General features: G+C 53.1%; 13 protein-coding genes. 4 read left to right on the top strand and 9 right to left on the bottom strand.

The window, feature by feature from the left end:
• Nucleotides 1–406: 406 nt before the first annotated feature.
• Nucleotides 407–1,999 (bottom strand): ABC transporter substrate-binding protein, encoded by a 1,593-nt coding sequence (locus ACP3TC_RS10120; RefSeq protein WP_426818264.1) that lies wholly within the window; start codon nt 1,997–1,999, stop codon nt 407–409.
• Nucleotides 2,000–2,127: 128 nt separating this feature from the next.
• Between ACP3TC_RS10120 and pepT the strand changes: the two genes are divergently transcribed.
• The gene (gene pepT, locus ACP3TC_RS10115) at nt 2,128–3,354 is read left to right on the top strand and encodes a peptidase T (RefSeq protein WP_426818130.1); all 1,227 of its coding nucleotides are present in this window, start codon (nt 2,128–2,130) and stop codon (nt 3,352–3,354) included.
• 48 nt (nt 3,355–3,402) lie between these two features.
• On the opposite strand, the gene ACP3TC_RS10110 is transcribed toward pepT, so the two are convergent.
• Both ACP3TC_RS10110 and ACP3TC_RS10105 read right to left on the bottom strand, forming a co-directional pair.
• Nucleotides 3,403–5,052, bottom strand: a complete 1,650-nt coding sequence (locus ACP3TC_RS10110; RefSeq protein ID WP_426818129.1) for a methyl-accepting chemotaxis protein — start codon at nt 5,050–5,052, stop codon at nt 3,403–3,405.
• A 248-nt stretch (nt 5,053–5,300) separates the two neighbouring features.
• Nucleotides 5,301–6,818 carry a carboxylesterase/lipase family protein gene (locus ACP3TC_RS10105; protein WP_426818128.1) on the bottom strand — a complete coding sequence of 506 codons (1,518 nt, stop codon included), beginning with the start codon at nt 6,816–6,818 and terminating at the stop codon, nt 5,301–5,303.
• A gap of 183 nt (nt 6,819–7,001) precedes the next feature.
• Between ACP3TC_RS10105 and ACP3TC_RS10100 the strand changes: the two genes are divergently transcribed.
• Nucleotides 7,002–7,436: a DoxX family protein gene (locus tag ACP3TC_RS10100; RefSeq protein WP_313852043.1), complete on the top strand. Its 435-nt coding sequence runs from the start codon at nt 7,002–7,004 to the stop codon at nt 7,434–7,436.
• Between the two features lie 48 nt (nt 7,437–7,484).
• Here the strand turns inward: ACP3TC_RS10100 and hglS are convergent, their stop codons facing one another.
• Both hglS and ACP3TC_RS10090 read right to left on the bottom strand, forming a co-directional pair.
• On the bottom strand, nt 7,485–8,825 hold the full coding sequence (gene hglS, locus ACP3TC_RS10095) for a 2-oxoadipate dioxygenase/decarboxylase HglS (RefSeq protein ID WP_426818263.1): 1,341 nt from the start codon (nt 8,823–8,825) through the stop codon (nt 7,485–7,487).
• Between the two features lie 132 nt (nt 8,826–8,957).
• Nucleotides 8,958–10,283 (bottom strand): aromatic acid/H+ symport family MFS transporter, encoded by a 1,326-nt coding sequence (locus ACP3TC_RS10090; protein WP_313852044.1) that lies wholly within the window; start codon nt 10,281–10,283, stop codon nt 8,958–8,960.
• Between the two features lie 200 nt (nt 10,284–10,483).
• On the opposite strand from ACP3TC_RS10090, the gene yddG reads away from it, so the two are divergent.
• A complete protein-coding gene (gene yddG, locus ACP3TC_RS10085) occupies nt 10,484–11,392 on the top strand; it encodes an aromatic amino acid DMT transporter YddG (RefSeq protein ID WP_313852046.1) in 909 nt (302 codons plus the stop codon).
• A gap of 30 nt (nt 11,393–11,422) precedes the next feature.
• Here yddG and ACP3TC_RS10080 read toward each other — a convergent pair whose 3' ends face one another.
• Nucleotides 11,423–12,223 (bottom strand): sugar phosphate isomerase/epimerase family protein, encoded by an 801-nt coding sequence (locus ACP3TC_RS10080; RefSeq protein ID WP_426818127.1) that lies wholly within the window; start codon nt 12,221–12,223, stop codon nt 11,423–11,425.
• Nucleotides 12,224–12,465: 242 nt separating this feature from the next.
• Here ACP3TC_RS10080 and ACP3TC_RS10075 point away from each other — a divergent pair, with 242 nt between their 5' ends.
• Nucleotides 12,466–13,389 carry a LysR substrate-binding domain-containing protein gene (locus ACP3TC_RS10075; protein ID WP_313852050.1) on the top strand — a complete coding sequence of 308 codons (924 nt, stop codon included), beginning with the start codon at nt 12,466–12,468 and terminating at the stop codon, nt 13,387–13,389.
• Nucleotides 13,390–13,416: 27 nt separating this feature from the next.
• Here ACP3TC_RS10075 and ACP3TC_RS10070 read toward each other — a convergent pair whose 3' ends face one another.
• The 3 genes from ACP3TC_RS10070 to ACP3TC_RS10060 form a co-directional block, all read right to left on the bottom strand.
• Nucleotides 13,417–14,424: an NADP-dependent oxidoreductase gene (locus ACP3TC_RS10070; protein ID WP_426818126.1), complete on the bottom strand. Its 1,008-nt coding sequence runs from the start codon at nt 14,422–14,424 to the stop codon at nt 13,417–13,419.
• Nucleotides 14,425–14,533: 109 nt separating this feature from the next.
• Nucleotides 14,534–15,640, bottom strand: coding sequence for an NADH:flavin oxidoreductase (locus tag ACP3TC_RS10065; RefSeq protein ID WP_426818125.1), 1,107 nt, complete (start codon nt 15,638–15,640; stop codon nt 14,534–14,536).
• A 72-nt stretch (nt 15,641–15,712) separates the two neighbouring features.
• A complete protein-coding gene (locus ACP3TC_RS10060; RefSeq protein ID WP_426818124.1) occupies nt 15,713–16,504 on the bottom strand; it encodes an SDR family NAD(P)-dependent oxidoreductase in 792 nt (263 codons plus the stop codon).
• Nucleotides 16,505–16,667: the final 163 nt, after the last annotated feature.

Raw genomic sequence — 16,667 nt, 5'->3', positions numbered from 1 at the left:
TCGCGCACCGTGCACAAATAAAAGTACAGTGCTCACCTATACCTAAGTCCAACTGGTTTTAATCCTTAAGATCATTTAAAGTCTTTACCTATAGACAGCCAGTCAGATTATAAAGCTGCAGGTAATCACCATTGTCAATTTGTCGATGTTGGAGCAGATTGACGGACAAGCCTTCACCAGGGAAATCTTTGTCCATTGTTTTATTTGTCGCTGGTCTGGAGCTGCTGATATAAAGCGTTAACGCTTAAAAAAATATAAAAGCTCCGGACTAACGACCTCTTACTTTGTTGCGTTTTTAATCAATTACTTCATTCTTTTTACTCTCTGTTACATATCACCTACTGCTGACTTCCCCCCCTGTACAACAAACTGGCTCTCCCCCACTGCGGGAAAAGCCAGTATTCCTCTACTTCAAATCAACCTGATAGAAGATATGCTTACCAAAGGGATCAATTTCATAACCTGATACCTCTTTGCGTACCGGCTCGAAGATGGTTGAGTGTGCAATCATCACCGCCGGCATCTGTTCATGCATGATCTTCTGTGCCTGCAAATACAGAGCGGTACGTTTGTTTTGATCCTGCTCTGCACGTGCTTCGGTAATCAGCTGCTCAAAAGGCTGGTAGCACCATTTCGACGAATTTGAACCGCCATTTGCCGATGTGCAGCTAAACAGCGGGCCAAAGAAATTATCCGGATCGCCCGTTGCGGTTGTCCAGCCCATCAGTGCCGCCTGATGTTCACCATTTTTGACTCTTTTCAGGTATTCGCCCCACTCAAAGCTAACGATATTGGCCTTGATACCCACTTTACCCCAGTCCGCCTGGATCATCTCCGCCATCCGGCGCGCATTAGGGTTATAGGGACGCTGCACTGGCATTGCCCAGAGATCGATAGTGGTTCCTTCAGGCAGGCCCGCAGCTTTCAGCAGCGCTTTAGCCTGTCCGGGATCGTAGTCGTAATCTTTCAGATCTTTATCCGCACTCCAGACGCCCGGCGGCAGCAAATTTTTTGCTACCGTGCCGGTTCCCTGAAATACCGCCTCGATAATTGCTGGCTTATTGATCGCCATTGCCAACGCCTGGCGGACTTTAACGTTATCCAGTGGTGGCTTCTGGGTGTTAAACGCGAGGAATCCAGTATTCAGCCCCGCTTTCTGCATCAGCGCGATGTCTTTATTTTGCTCCATGCGCTTCAAATCTGCCGGATTGGGGAATGGCATCACCTGACACTCGTTTTTTTCCAGTTTGGCATAGCGCACCGAGGCATCTGGCGTAATGGAAAACACGATGCGATCCAGCTTCGCCTTGCCCTGCCAATATTCCGGGAAGGCTTTATACAAGATGCGCGAATCTTTCTGATATTGCGCCAGCTGGAATGGTCCGGTACCAATCGGCTCCATATCCACTCTCTCCGGCGTACCGGCTTTCATCATTGCATCAGCATATTCTGCTGAATGAATCGAGGCAAAGTACCAGGCGAGGTCAGCAAGGAAGGGAGCTTCGGCATGCGATAAGGTAAAACGCACCGTATGATCATCCACTTTATCTATGGCGCTAATCAGTGAGCCAAATTCCAGACTTTCAAAGTTGGTGTAAGCACCGCCAGAAATTTTGTGATAGGGGTTGTTCTCATCCTTCTGGCGCATAAAAGAGAAAATCACATCATCAGCATTAAAATCACGCGTTGGCTTAAAGTTTTTATTGCTGTGAAACTTCACGCCCTGGCGCAGATGAAAGGTATAGACCTTACCATCCGGGCTGATATCCCAGCTTTCCGCCAGGCTCGGAGTCAGTTCAGTAGTACCAACTTTAAAATCCACCAGCCGGTTAAACACCGGAACCGCGCTGGCATCAACGCTGGTGCCGGATGTGTAAATTTGTGGATTAAAATTTTCTGGCGATCCTTCCGAACAAAAAACCAGCGTTTTTGCCGAAGCTGTTGACGCCAGCGTCAGCGTCAGTGCCGCCAGCGCAAACCGGCTAACCATTTTTTTCATCATTATCCTCGCTTTTTATTGACTTGAACACGACCTGGTGAGTAAAACAAATTCACATCTGTTTAATAAATAACATGATTTGCTAACATACTGAATAACTCATCGGTTTCACCTGATAAGGAAGCGTTATGAATCACCATCTGGCCAGCCAGTTAACCCAACGTTTTTACCGTTATCTTGCGGTGTCCAGCCAGAGCGACGCCAAAGCGACAGTGCTTCCGAGCACGCCGCAACAACATGATATGGCCAACATGCTGGCTGAAGAGCTGCGCGCACTGGGCATGCAGAATGTGGTGATCGATGAATTTGCTACCGTGACTGCGGTTAAGCCAGGTAATTGCCCTGCCGCACCGCGCATCGGTTTTATCACCCATATTGATACCGTTGATGTTGGTTTATCCCCCGATATACACCCGCAAACGCTGCGCTTTGAAGGTCATGATCTCTGTCTGAATGCGCAGCAGGACATCTGGCTGCGCACAGCAGAACACCCGGAGATCCTCGCCTACCACGGTCAGGCAATTATTTTCAGCGACGGTACCAGCGTGCTGGGTGCAGATAATAAAGCCGCAGTGACAGTAGTGATGACGCTGATGGAAAATCTCAGCGGTGAGCACGGTGATATCGTGGTGGCGTTTGTACCCGATGAAGAAATTGGATTACGTGGCGCAAAAGCTCTGGATTTGAAAAACCGTTTCGACGTCGATTTCGCTTATACCATCGACTGCTGCGAATTGGGGGAAGTGGTGTACGAAAATTTTAACGCGGCAGCGGCAGAGATTCGGCTAACTGGCGTGACCGCTCATCCGATGTCCGGCAAAGGAGTGCTGGTCAATCCGTTACTGATGGCCCATGACTTTATCAGCCATTTCGATCGGCTGGAGACACCGGAGCATACTGAAGGTCGTGAAGGATATATCTGGTTTAACGATCTGATTGCCAACTCTAATGAAGCGCAGCTGAAAGCATCGATTCGTGATTTCGATCTGGAAAGTTTTGCCCGGCGAAAGCAAAAAATTGCCGATGTGGCGGCGATGATTGCCGGGCAGTATCCCACCGGTAAAGTCGAGTTCACCATCACTGATACTTACAGCAATATCAGCAATGCCATTGGCGAGGATCGCCGGGCGATCGATCTGATCTTTACGGCGCTGGCGCAGCTGGACATTGAGCCGAAGGTGATTCCGATGCGCGGCGGTACCGATGGTGCAGCGCTGTCGGCAAAAGGCCTATTGACGCCGAACTTCTTCACCGGCGCGCATAATTTTCATTCTAAGTTTGAATTCTTACCGATACCGTCGTTTGTGAAGTCGTATCTGCTGGCCGAAAAACTCTGCCTGCTGGCAGCGAAATAAACTGATTACGGGCGGCAGTCCATATCTTGCCGCCCCTGCCGATTAATCTCAGAAAGAAACCCACTGATTGCGGCTTTTATCAGCGCCACCAACCTTTAATTGTGCGGATGGCTTACCGATCTCTGGTGTGACTGCGCCCTGGCTGTCTGACAGGCGAAATTTAGCGACTGAACTTTGCAGCTCTTCCGTCTGACGTTCCAGCGCACTGGCAGCAGCAGAGACCTGCTCGACCAGCGATGCATTTTGCTGAGTCACGCTGTCCATCTCAGAGATTGCGGTGCCCACCTGCGAAATGCCTTTGCTCTGCTCTTCTGAGGCGGCAGCAATTTGCTTCATGATCTCAGTGACATCCGTTACTGCACTCAGGATTTCACTCATGGTAGCACCCGCCTCATTGACCAGCCGTGAACCGCTGTCTACACGCTGCACCGAATCAGCAATCAGCCCTTCTATCTCTTTAGCTGCGCCCGCACTGCGTTGCGCCAGATTGCGCACTTCGCTGGCGACCACCGCAAACCCCCGGCCTTGTTCGCCAGCACGTGCCGCTTCCACCGCCGCATTAAGTGCCAGAATATTGGTCTGAAAGGCAATACTGTTAATCACATGGGTAATTTCAGCAATTTTATGTGAACTGCCGGAAATTCCCTGCATGGTGGTTACTACATTACTGACCAGCTTGCCGCCTTTTTCGGCGGTAACTGAGGCGTTATCCGCCAACTGGCTGGCCTGACGTGCATTATCGGCGTTAAATTTTACCGTTGCGGTCAGTTGTTCCATACTGGCGGCGGTTTGTTCCAGCGCCGCCGCTTGCTCCTCGGTGCGCGACGAGAGATCGTTATTTCCGGCAGAGATCTCAGCCGCGCCGCGCCAGATATTTTCTGTACCGCCGCGAATCGCATCTACCGCATCGCGCAGGCTATCCTGCATTGCCCGCAATAGTGGCACCAGCTTGCCAACGCAGTTACGCCCGATATCACTGACCGGCTGGCTAAGATCGCCTTCAGCAATGATGCGAAAATGCTCACGAATACCATCCAGCGGACGCACCAGCATGGTGACCAGATAGCGATCGGTAAACAGCAGAATCAGCAGCCCGATAATCACGGCGACGACAATAATGATTTTGGTCATAAAGGTCAGACGATCGACGGTTACCCGGGTATCATCCAGCATCTCTGCTGCCGCGAGGTTGAATTTCTCGGCACTGGCACCAAAACTGCGGCTCAGCGCTGGCGTGACCTGACGCGATTGCTGACGATAAGCATCCAGTGTCGGCTGCTGCGCGGCCTGCATCTGCGGTTTCACTCCGTTTTCAAGCAGTTGCTGCCAGCTGTCGCTAACCGCCTTCACCACCCCGGCGTCAATCGGTCCCGGTGACAACTGCCGAAAATCGTCCAGCAGCGCACGCATGTTATCGAGGGATTTTTGTACCGAAGCCAGATCGGCAGGGTTATCAGCCACCCCACTCTGCCTGGCATCAATCAACCGCGACAGGCGGGTGATAAAGCGAAAATATTGATCGTTGCCCTTACTCAGCACATTCATCTGGCTGACAATATGCCGATCGACTTCATTACCTTTTGCCAGCGCGCTCAGCGAGTAAACGCTGTACATCGCGACCCCTATCCATAACAAGCAGAACAGGCCGAGAATCCACAGCATCACCGCGCGAATGGTGAAATTTTTTAAAATGTTCATAACTGCTCCAAATCGGTAATTACCGGTTATTTCAGCCCCTGATGAGCGGGCTCGAGTAACCGTTATCGGCAGTTACAGCAGAAAATTTTAGAAAATTATCACGAAAAATTCTTGTGTATCAAAACCTTACTTTCATTGAGGTGTTGAGTAACCTGTTGCTATAAAACAACTTTTTACTAACGGGCATTGATAATTCATTGACTGAATTAATCAATTCAGCCAACGGATGATATTTAATGGAAATAATACTAATTAAGCCGCACCAGCGTGCGCATCATCAGTCGGAAGATTTGCATTCTGCGCTTCATAAAGTCTTTCTCGATACGAATATCTGCCAGATGAAAGTCGCCAAAGCGCAGCGTGCTGTCCCTGGCGGGATGCCACGCCGGCCACGCCACTTCACCGGTAATATGTCGCGAGTGCGGTGTGACATTACGGGCAAAATTTAGCCAGTATTCACTGACCTGCCAGGCAAACTGACGATCGTTAGCGGTAAATGGACGGTCGCTGCCGGCATTCATACTGTTCAGAGTATCCAGCACATACGGCACTTCATTGCCATGCCAGGTGCCATCAGGATAGAGGTCGCGCGCATTTTCGGAAACATAATCAAAATAGTAGCGCCAGCCTGGCACACCTGCACGATGCTGTGCCATCGCCGCCACATAGCCCATAGTGGTAAACGCAATATCACGCGCCACCTGACGTCCAAGCGACTCATCATCAGCCGCCGGATAGAGCCATTTTATCACTCGCCAGGCCAGCTTATGTTGACGACGAATCATCGCGATTGACTGCGCGGCATCAACACCAAAAAATGCCAGTACGCTGGCTTCATCACTGTTGCTGCCGATCATTAACGGACATTTATGCTGACGCGCACGATTAAACGTCTTAAGCGAGGCAACCGGCAGCACCCGATCGCCTGCAATTGGCACCGGGCCAGGCGCGAGTGGATGCTCCAGCGGCCAGAAATTTTCTGCGGGTATTGCACGTAGCTGCTCTGCCGTTGCGCCACTAAGGCTGAAATGGCTGGCAACCGCCTCACCCATCTTCAGCGCTTTGTTACGCGGCATATCCGGTAAAGAATAGGCGCTCTGTACAATGCCCTTATGGAATAATCCTTCCGCCAGCGGCGAACAGAATAGCGACAGTACGCTGCGCCCACCGGAAGACTCTCCCATAATGGTGACGTTAGCGCTGTCGCCGCCAAAAGCAGCAATATTACGCTGAACCCATTGCAGCGCGGCAATCTGGTCCAGCAGCGCAAAATTGTTAATCACCTCACCTGAAGCGTATTCCGCATCCAGCGCCGGATGAGCAAAAAAGCCCAGATGACCAAGGCGATAGTTCAGCGTAACCAGCACGACTCCGCGAGAAGCCAGCGGCGCGCCGCTGTAGGGGGCCAGCCCACCGGCACCGATAGTAAAACCACCGCCGTGTATCCAGACCATCACCGGCAGCGGCTGCGTCGGCTGGACATCAGGCGTCCAGACATTCAGATACAGACAATCTTCACTGAATACTCCCGGATCGCCGCCGCCTGCCGCCAGGCAATACTCGCGATTTTGCCAGCTTGAGTTCCCCCACTGCGTCGCATCGCGCAGTTGTTGCCAGGGATCCACCGCTGCCGGTGCTCGCCAGCGCAGTGGGCCTACTGGCGGGGCCGCGTAAGGTATGCCTCTGAATACCGAAATGTCATCTTCAACACTGCCGCGCAGTTCACCTTCTGCTGTTTTTATGCGTACTCGTGAGTCATTAATCATTAAATTTTCCGTGGCCTTTGCGCATCTGATATGGGCAACTCACCGATATTCTCCACATTCTGTGGCGTCACGCGACTAAAATAGGGTATGAATCAACTTGCTGAATGAGTTAAGCAAGGAAACTGCGTATTATCCAGGCACTACAGTGTCAGGATTCTTCATCACACGAAAAAGGAATAAATCATGTTTAGCGCGATCAATAACGCTTTTACCCGCATTTTTGATCATCCGGACTTAGGGAAGCTGCTTCTGCGACTGACCTTTGGCATTTTATTGCTGTTTCATGGCGAGGCGAAAATTCAGAATGGTGTCGGCTGGATAGCCAATATGCTGGCCGCTCATGGTTTACCCGGATTCATCGCCTGGGGTGCATGGATCGGGGAAATAGTTGCACCCGTGATGGTGATTATCGGTCTGATGACGCGTCCTGCGGCGTTCATTATCGCGGTGAACATGGTGGTAGCAACATTGCTGGTGAAAACCGGCGCTTTCTGGTCACGCACTGATGTTGGCGCGTGGGCACTGGAAACGGAAGCGCTATTTTTCTTCGGCAGCGTGGTTATTATGCTGCTCGGTGCGGGGAAATATACGTTAATTCGTAACCCGCGCCTGCAATAGTTATCATTAAAAAAGGGTCAGTTACTGACTGACCCTGTTAATGCCACGCTATAACAGCCCGCAGCGCAATTTACTTGCACGTTCGCGCAGCGCGTAAAGTTCAATTTCATCATACACCTTCGCACCCAGCGCCTGCTCGAACTGCTGACGACTGGCCTGCCCCTGCGAGCGCGCTTTACTTTCACTGCCCAGGTTAGACTGGAAAATCCCGGCAGCGCTGACCGGCAAAAAGTCTTCATAGATAATCGGATCGGCTTGCAGTATCCCCTGTGACAGTAAACTTTCAATATCACTGCTGGGGGTTATCGGCTGGTTTTCTCCGGCAGACGTGCGGCGGTACTCAAACCACGCCAGCTGCTGTTGGCGCAGACTGACTTCATTATCCGGGAAGGCGCTGAATATCTCACTGAGATGCTGCTGATGTTGCAGATTATCACTGCCGCTTCCGGCTTGCGCCAGCAGACGATCATACAGCTCGCGCCCCTTATGAGTCAGCGCCACGCCGCGCTGCTCAATCTCGCCAAACCGTGCAGTGTGCGTCCCCTGGTGGCGGTCACGAAAACGCACCGGCTCATCCAGCGCTTTAAAACTGGTCTGGCGTAACAGAATCGGCACCGCACGGCGAGGTGGGCCTTCAATAATGGCTTTTGGCGTAATGCCATTCTGCGGCATCAGGGTCTGCACGCGATCAATATCCAGCGTACGCGGCGTCAGATGATTAATATGGCAACCGGGGAAGCACACCACATCGGCAACCAGCCGATGCTGATCGCTGAGTGCCTGATAAGTCGCACTGTCGACGGTGGTTTGCTGATGCCAGCGAAATGTTTCCAGCGCCTGCTCAACGAACTCTGCCGCCTGTTGCGTATCAAATCCGCCCTGCTGCTGATGCAGCATCACCAGCTGACGACAGTGTGCGGTAAAAATATCCCGCGCCGCAAGGATCTCGCTCGCCTGCTGGCGCAGCGCCGGATCTTCAATCAGCTCGAGACGTAGCAAGGAAGTAAACAGTCGGAACGGGTTACGCCGCAGCGCACTGTCGTCTATCGGGCGAAAGGCAGTGGAATGCACCGGCACTCCGGCCTGCGACAGGTCGTAATAGCCCACCGGGTACATACCCATGATAGCAAACAGCTGGCGCAGCATACTCAGCTCGGCAGCAGTACCGACGCGGATTGCACCATGCCGCTCAACGCTCAGCCGCGCCAGTTCGTCGCTCTCTGTCAGACGCTGTGCCAACAGCGGATCAGCCTGCAATTGCTGCTGATTTACCTCCGCTACCAGCCTGAGCAAGGTGCCATATTGCGGAACTTCCTGCTGATACATCGCCGACATCGCCTGTGAAAAGTGCTCACGGATGCTGTCTGCACTGACCCAACGGTTTTCCATCATCATTACCCTGTTGCCGTATTTACCAGCAAATGTAATGGATTGGCGAGGTTGCGGGGAAAATTATGCAGAATTTGTGATCGACTGCGAGAAAGTTATGACGGGCGACCAATGTCACCCGCAAATCGGTGGTTATTCTTTACGCTGGTAGCCGAAAACACTTTTGACCAGTAGCATCACCGAGGTCAGCAGCGCCGGAATCGCCAGCAGCAAAAATACCTGAGTAAAGCTCCAGCCTAATGACAACATTTCAGCACCGGCAAAGGCGCTGAGGATTGCACCAATACGCCCCACGCCGTGCATCCAACTGGAACCCGTGGCGCGTGCATGAGTAGGGTAATAGCTGGCAGAAAGTGCATTCATTCCGGTGTTGGCACCGTTCAGGCAAAAACCGCTACAGAAAGCGATGCCGCTCATTACCAGCGCGTCGGCAGGCGCGAAGCCAATCGCCACGGTAAAGATGGCGCCGCAGGCGTAAATCGACGCCAGCGCCAGGTTGGCATTAAAACGATCCATCAGCCAGCCGGCAAATAGCGAACCAAGGGTGCCACCAGCCTGATACATCGCGGTAACCAGCGCCGCCTGGGTCACCGTCATGCCAATATCTTTTATCAATGATGGCAGCCAGCTGCCAATCAGATAGACCAGAAACAGCCCCATAAAGTAGCTGCCCCACAGCATCAGACTGCCGGTCAGATACTTCCGTGAGATAACCGTACGCATCGCGCCCTGCTGCTGCACCTGCGCAGGTAACAGGAAACGCGCATCGGGCGGCGTACGCCCCGGCATCATCTTCTCGACAATTGCGCGGATTTTTTCCGCTGGCGCACCACGACTTAGCAGAAAGCGCACCGACTCCGGCAGATACTTGAGCAGAAACGGCATGACCAGTAGCGGCAATATTCCACCGAGCAACAGCACCGAATGCCAGCCAAATCGCGGAATTAACCAGGAGGCGGCAAAGCCACCGGCGGCGGCGCCAAAGGTAAAACCGCAAAATACCACGGTAATAAGAAATGAGCGCTTTCGCTCCGGAGAGAACTCCGCCACCAGCGTGCCGACATTTGGCATCGCCGCACCTAATCCCAGACCGGTTAAAAAGCGGAACAGCATCATTTGTTCAAGGTTTTGTGACAATGCGGTAGCCAGCGTCCACAGGCCAAAGAAAAATACGCTGCTAATAATGATGATCCGGCGACCAAAACGATCCGCCAGCGGGCCAGCAAACATCGCTCCCAGTGCCAGGCCGATAAGCGCGGCGCTAATCACGCCACCCAACTGGTGATTCGTGACATCCCATGAGGCTTTCAGCGCCGGGGCGATAAAGCCCATCAGCGCGATATCCATACCATCCAGCGCTACCACGATAAAACAGAGCAGAATAATGCGCTTTTGATAGCCGCTCATTACAGCTGTATTAATAAGCTGGCGAAGATCAATCGCCGGTGTGCTGCTCACGGTATAGCTCCCTGTAACGCCGAAACCTCCCTCACAAACGTCAGTCATAACATTCGTCAGGTTTCATCGAAAAAAAGTGAGCGCTATGATAACGGATTCATATGGACTTTGTCTGGTTCCGTTTTACCCTGTACTCTCTGAGCCGGGCTGAATGGGCTGACACGCTGTTTTAACGCTGAGGGCAAGAGGTTGTATAATAAATGACACAAAAGAGAGCCACGCTGACTGGCCTGATCGCCATCCTGTTATGGAGCGCCATTGTCGGATTGATCCGCAGTGTCAGTGAAGGATTTGGCGCGGTAGGCGGTGCGGCAATGATCTATACGTTAAGTGCTTTACTGCTGCTTTTCACCGTCGGTTTTCCCAGAATCAACACCTTTCCCCGCGCCTATTTATTGATTGGCAGTCTGTTGTTTGTCAGTTATGAACTGTGCCTTTCACTGTCACTGGGTTTCGCCAATACTCACACGCAGGCGATTGAGGTGGGTATGGTCAACTATCTCTGGCCCGCAATCACCGTCGTGCTGTCGATAGTGGTTAACCGGCAAAAGTTCAGCCTGTTGATTATTCCTGGTGTGCTGCTGGCGATTGCGGGTATCTGCCGCGTGCTCGGCGGCGAGCAGGCATTCTCATTCAGCCAGATCGCTGAAAATCTTCACAGCAATCCGTTAAGTTACGGCCTGGCATTTAGCGGAGCAGTCATCTGGGCAATCTATTGCGTTGTCACCCGGCGAATCGCCCAGGGCAGTAACGGCATTACGCTATTTTTTATCCTCACCGCCGTCACATTATGGATAAAATTTCTCTCCGCGCCGCAACCTGAGTTCGCGCTGAGCTCCACGGTGATAATTAATCTGCTGCTGGCAGCGTGCGCCATGGGATTCGGTTATGCCGCCTGGAATACCGGTATTTTGCACGGTAACGTGATGGTGCTGGCGACCGCCTGCTATTTTATTCCGGTGATCTCCTCCCTGCTTTCGGCCTTTATCCTCGACTCCACGCTGACATTATCCTTCTGGCAAGGGGCGGCGATGGTTAGCCTGGGATCCTTACTTTGCTGGTGGTCGACGCGGACCACCAAACCCGCGAAGTTAGCCCGAGAGGCATAAGCTGAAACTATCGTGCCCCTGATGTCGGCGCTATTCGCTTAATGACTTTTCCAGCGTCAGCAATGAGCGATAACCCTCTGCCGCGGTGCTGTGTCGCGGCGGCGTCGCCAGCTGTTCATTGAAAATTTCCAGTGACCAGGGTCCACGGTAGCCGTGTTGATGTAACTGACGGGCAAAACGTGTCAGATCAAAATCGCCCTGGCCAGGAAAACAGCGGTAATGTCTGCTCCAGGTTAATACATCAAGGTTAAGCTGCGGTGCATCGGCAAACTGCACGAAGGTAATTTTCTCCGGCGGCACCCTGTCGAGCTGATTCAGCGTATCGCCACGTGACAGAATATGAAAGCTGTCGAGCACGATACCCAGACTGGGATGATTAACTGCTGCCACCCGCTGCCATGCCTGTTCCCAGCGGTTAACATGCTTGCCCCACGCCAGTGCCTCATAGCCCACTTCAACCTGAAAACTGCCGGCCAGTTCAGCCAACGCATGCAGATCGTCGATTTGCCGCTGCGCATCGCTGCTGCAGCCGTTACTGGCATTACTGCATAACAGCAATTTTTTACAGCCAAGCTCGTTCATCAGCGCCAGTTGCTGCCGTGCACGTGCCAGCTGATCGCCGGTTTCGCCCTCGAAATCGCGAAACGGCTGTAATAAGTCGATGCGCAAACCCCGTGTCTCAACCATCTTGCGCACTTCACTGGCGCTGCGTTTACTGTGAGACAAATCCTCTTCGAACAACTCAATACTGTCGAAGCCAGCTGCGGCAATGGCATCAAGTTTTTGTTCCAGCGTGCCGCTGACGGAAACAGTGGCGATACAACGTTGCATACTTTTTCTCCCTGGTGTGACAAAACATGGCGCGCCATAACGGGAGGTAGCATGTCGCGCTTTCTACTATAAGTTATCGTCATAAATAAGCGGCCCGTCAAATCCTGTCACCTGACGTAACGAGTTAATTCATGGTGATATTTTGTGCAATCAACACAAATGTTAAATAAATTTTGCAATAAGGTTAACAAAATCCACTCATCAGGCTTGCTTCCTTTCTTCAGACCTCACTACCCTGTGGTATGGATAAAAATTACGTTTTTAATCAGCGCATTCGCTTGCGCCATCTACATACCTTTGTCGCGGTTGCACAGCAGGGTACGCTGGGACGTGCGGCAGAGACGCTCAGTCTTAGTCAGCCAGCGTTATCCAAGACGCTGAATGAACTGGAGGAGCTGACCGGCACGCGCCTGTTTGAGCGTGGACGACTGGGCGCGCAGCTCACTACCATGGGTGAGCAGTTTCTTACCCACGCGGTAAAAGTGCTCGACGCCCTGAACCATGCCGGCCAGTCATTTACCAGCGCGGTCAGCGATCAGCCGGTAGTGCTGCGGGTTGGTGCACTGACGACGGCAGCAATGGGTATGCTGCCGTCTATTCTCGACCGTTTTCATCAACTGCAACCACAGGCCACCGTGCAGGTCGCCACCCTGCATAACAATGTGTTAATCGCCGGATTAAAAGCGGGTGAGTTTGACGTTGGCATTGGCCGCATGGCCGACAGCGATATGATGGCGGGTTTAACCTACGAACTGCTGTTTCTAGAATCATTACGTCTGGTTGTACGTCCGGACCACCCACTATTAAGTGACAACGTCACGCTATCAAAAGCGCTGCAATGGCCGGTGGTGATCTCTCCGGAGGGGACGGCACCGCGTCGCATTGCTCAGGCGATGATGGATGAACAAGGCTGTACGTTACCCGCTAACTGTATCGAAACCTCTTCGACTTCGCTGGCGCGCCAGCTGGCGCAACGTTATGACTACGTGTGGTTTGTGCCCTCCGGCGCGATCAAGGAAGATTTGCTGCATCACTCTCTGGCAGCACTCCCCATTGCATCGCATGGCCCCGGGGAACCGGTGGGAATAATGACGCGTTCTGGTAGCCAGCATTGCCTGAGTACTGAAATACTGCTGGCGACCATTCGCAAGTGTCATTCAGGTTGATTTAATCCGCCAACGGGTTTTAATGCCTCAGGATTGACAGGGAAACTCAACAACCACTTTTCCTTTCGCATGCCCCCGGGCAAGCCAGGCAAGTGCAGCACGACTGTCGGAAAATGAGAATTTCCGGTCAATCACGGCGGTGATTTGTTTTGCATCAACCAGTGCGGCAATCTTTGCCAGGCGCTCGCCGTCAGGATGGACAAAAAGAAACGAATATCTGACCTGACGGCGAGCGGCCTGCGCGTTGACTTTGCGGCTCATCAGCCAGAACAGCGATTTCAACAGCATATTCATTTTACGCTGCCGCGCAAACGGTAAATCCGGAGGACCGACCAGCGAGACCACTTCTCCTCCAGGTTTGACAATATTCAACGCTTTTTCGATACCATCGCCTCGCACGGTGCCGAGCACCATATCGTAGTCGGAAAGTATCGATGCAAAATCCTGTTGCTGATAATCAATGACGTTACTGGCGCCCAGCCCCCTAACCAGCACGCTATTAGCCGCGCTGGTGGTAGTAGCCACCGTGGCCCCCAGATGCACGGCGAGCTGAATCGCCAGAGTACCGATACCGCCTGAGCCAGCCGGGATAAACACCTTCTGCCCGGGCCTCAGCTTTGCCCTTTCAAAAGCCTGCCATGAGGTAAGGCTAACCATCGGAAGCGCAGCGGCCTCTGCGAAGTCGAGACTATCAGGCTTCAGTGCCGCAGCTGATTCCGGAACCGCCACGTATTCAGCCAATGAGCCCTTATCCATATCAAATACGCTGGCATAAACCGCATCACCGACCCGGAAACGGGTGATGTTTTTACCTGTTTCCACCACCACGCCAGCAAGATCACTGCCCATCACTGCCGGAAGCGTAAAATTAAGAATGGGTTTAAAAGTTCCTTTGGGAATCATACAGTCAATCTGGTTAAGGCCTGCGGCGCGTACCTGAACCAGAATCTCATTATCTTTAATCAACGGCCTCGGGATATCGGCGAAATCCAGCTGACCGGATTTGCTGTAACTTTTCAGCACTAGCGCTTTCATCGGTGTCATCCTTTCATGGTGCTCGGTGTCAGTCTGCCAGATATCAGCCAGCAGTATCCGTAAGGCTGACTGATATCTCTCTGTTTTATCAGTTAAACAGGCGCAACAACTAGTTCAGTGAGGCCAGGTCCTCGGCGCGGAAGCCGTGTAAATCCGCTGCCCGACCTGTGCGAACTTTCTGAACCCAGCCCGGGTCAGAGAGCAGCGCACGCCCTACCGCTATCAGGTCAAACTCCTCACGCTCCATGCGGGTGTAGAGGTTATCCAGCGCGGCAGTGCCGGAGCCTTGCCCACCAAAGGCTCCAAAGAAATCCCCGGACAGCCCGACAGAGCCCACGCTGATGGTGGCAGCACCGGTCAGCTTCTTCGCCCAGCCGGCGAAATTCAGACCTTCGTTACCGTCCTGCTCAGGAAACTCCGGCTCCCAGAACCGGCGCTGAGAACAGTGCAGAATATCAACACCGGCCTCAACCAGCGGAGCCAGCCACTCCGTCATTTCCTGAGGCGTATTGGCCAGACGCGCAGCATATTCCTGCTGCTTCCACTGGCTGACGCGCAGTATCAGCGGAAAATCTGCCCCGACGGCGTTACGCACCGCACGGACGATTTCTGCGGCAAAACGTGAGCGCTGTGCGATGGTAGTGCCGCCGAAAGCGTCAGTGCGCTGATTGGTCGCCGCCCAGAAAAACTGATCAATCAGATAACCGTGTGCGCCATGAAGCTCTACGGTGTCAAATCCGAGGCGTTTAGCATCTGCCGCAGCCTGGGCAAACGCCGCGACGGTATCGGCAATGTCCTCTTCGCTCATGGCTACGCCGCGCGCATCACCAGGCCCGACCAGCCCAGAGGGACTTTCTACCGGTGCTTCCGGCTGCCACTCTCCGCCACGGGTGGAGCCGGTATGCCAGATTTGCGGGCCGATTCGGCCACCCGCGCGGTGTACGGCATCAGCAACCTGTTTCCAGCCTGCCAGCGACTCTTCACCGTGGAAAAACGGAATGCCCGGCATGTTACGTGATGCAGGACGATCCACCACCGTTCCTTCGGTCAGAATAAGCCCGGCTTCCCCTTCCGCGCGGCGGCGATAGTAATCTGCATTGGCTTCACCTGGCACGCCTGCCGGGGCCATGCCCCGAGTCATCGGAGCCATTACGATACGGTTTGCCAGGGTCAGCCCCTTCAGGGTGAAGGGACTAAAAAGAATGTTGTCAGACATAAAAAACTTTCCTCAAAAATCAGACAGAAAATTATCCGCAGCGGCCTCGCTGGCTGGCGCTGCGAAAGGAGTTTACTCGGAACTGTTGCGATAGCGTGGCGCAGGATGCTGCTGGCTAAATCCTGGCAGCATCGCCTGCCGGGATTGCTCATTAACGGTCCACTGATGTTCATCGTAAAGAGGTGGAATTGTAACCGGCTCGCCACGGTCATAACCGACCAGGGCAGCGTCAACCAGCTCGTCAGCGTCCATCACGCCACTCATTGCATTGACATCCACCCCTGAACGCTGCCAGATTTCCGTGCGAGTAGCGGCCGGCAGTACGGCCTGCACGTACACACCTTGCGGCCCCAACTCAATACTCAATCCCTGTGACAAAAATAGAATGAAGGCTTTGGTCGCGCCATAAACCGTCATGCCAAACTCAGGTGCCAGACCGACCACCGAACTAAGATTAATAATGCTGCCCTTTCCCGCCGCCGCAAGGCGCGGTGCCACGGCGTGTGCAAGGGTCAGCGCCGCTGACAGGTTCAGCGCGACCATGCGGTTTATATCAGCCGATGTCTGGCTGATAAAAGAGCCTGACAGGCTCATGCCGGCGTTATTAACCAGAACGCCAATCCGCCGGTCGTCACGCAAACGCTGAGCCACCGCGTCCAGCTCTCCGGCTTGCGTGAGATCAGCCAGAATAATCTCTGCTTCGACGCCGTACTGTGCCTGGAGTTTTTTAGCCAGCGCTTCAAGACGGGCAGCATCGCGCGCAACCAGAACCAGGTTGTGTCCACGGCTGGCAAAGCGATCTGCATATATAGCGCCAATACCGGTGGATGCGCCGGTTATCAGAACGGTAACGTTATCAGTCATATTTGTTCCTCAGATGAAAAAAAACGCGGAATGTGTTTTTTAAATGATGCTCGACATCTATAATAAATGTCAATCGACATTTAATTAATAATTGAGTCACTCTGCGCCAGACAACATTTGATGCAATAAGTCCCCGTCGTACCCTCAGATACGGAGCACAGGG

Origin of the sequence: Winslowiella sp. 2C04, assembly GCF_050037805.1 — a bacterium.
GTDB lineage: Bacteria > Pseudomonadota > Gammaproteobacteria > Enterobacterales > Enterobacteriaceae > Erwinia > Erwinia toletana_A.
This window is presented reverse-complemented; position numbering and strand designations above follow the sequence as displayed.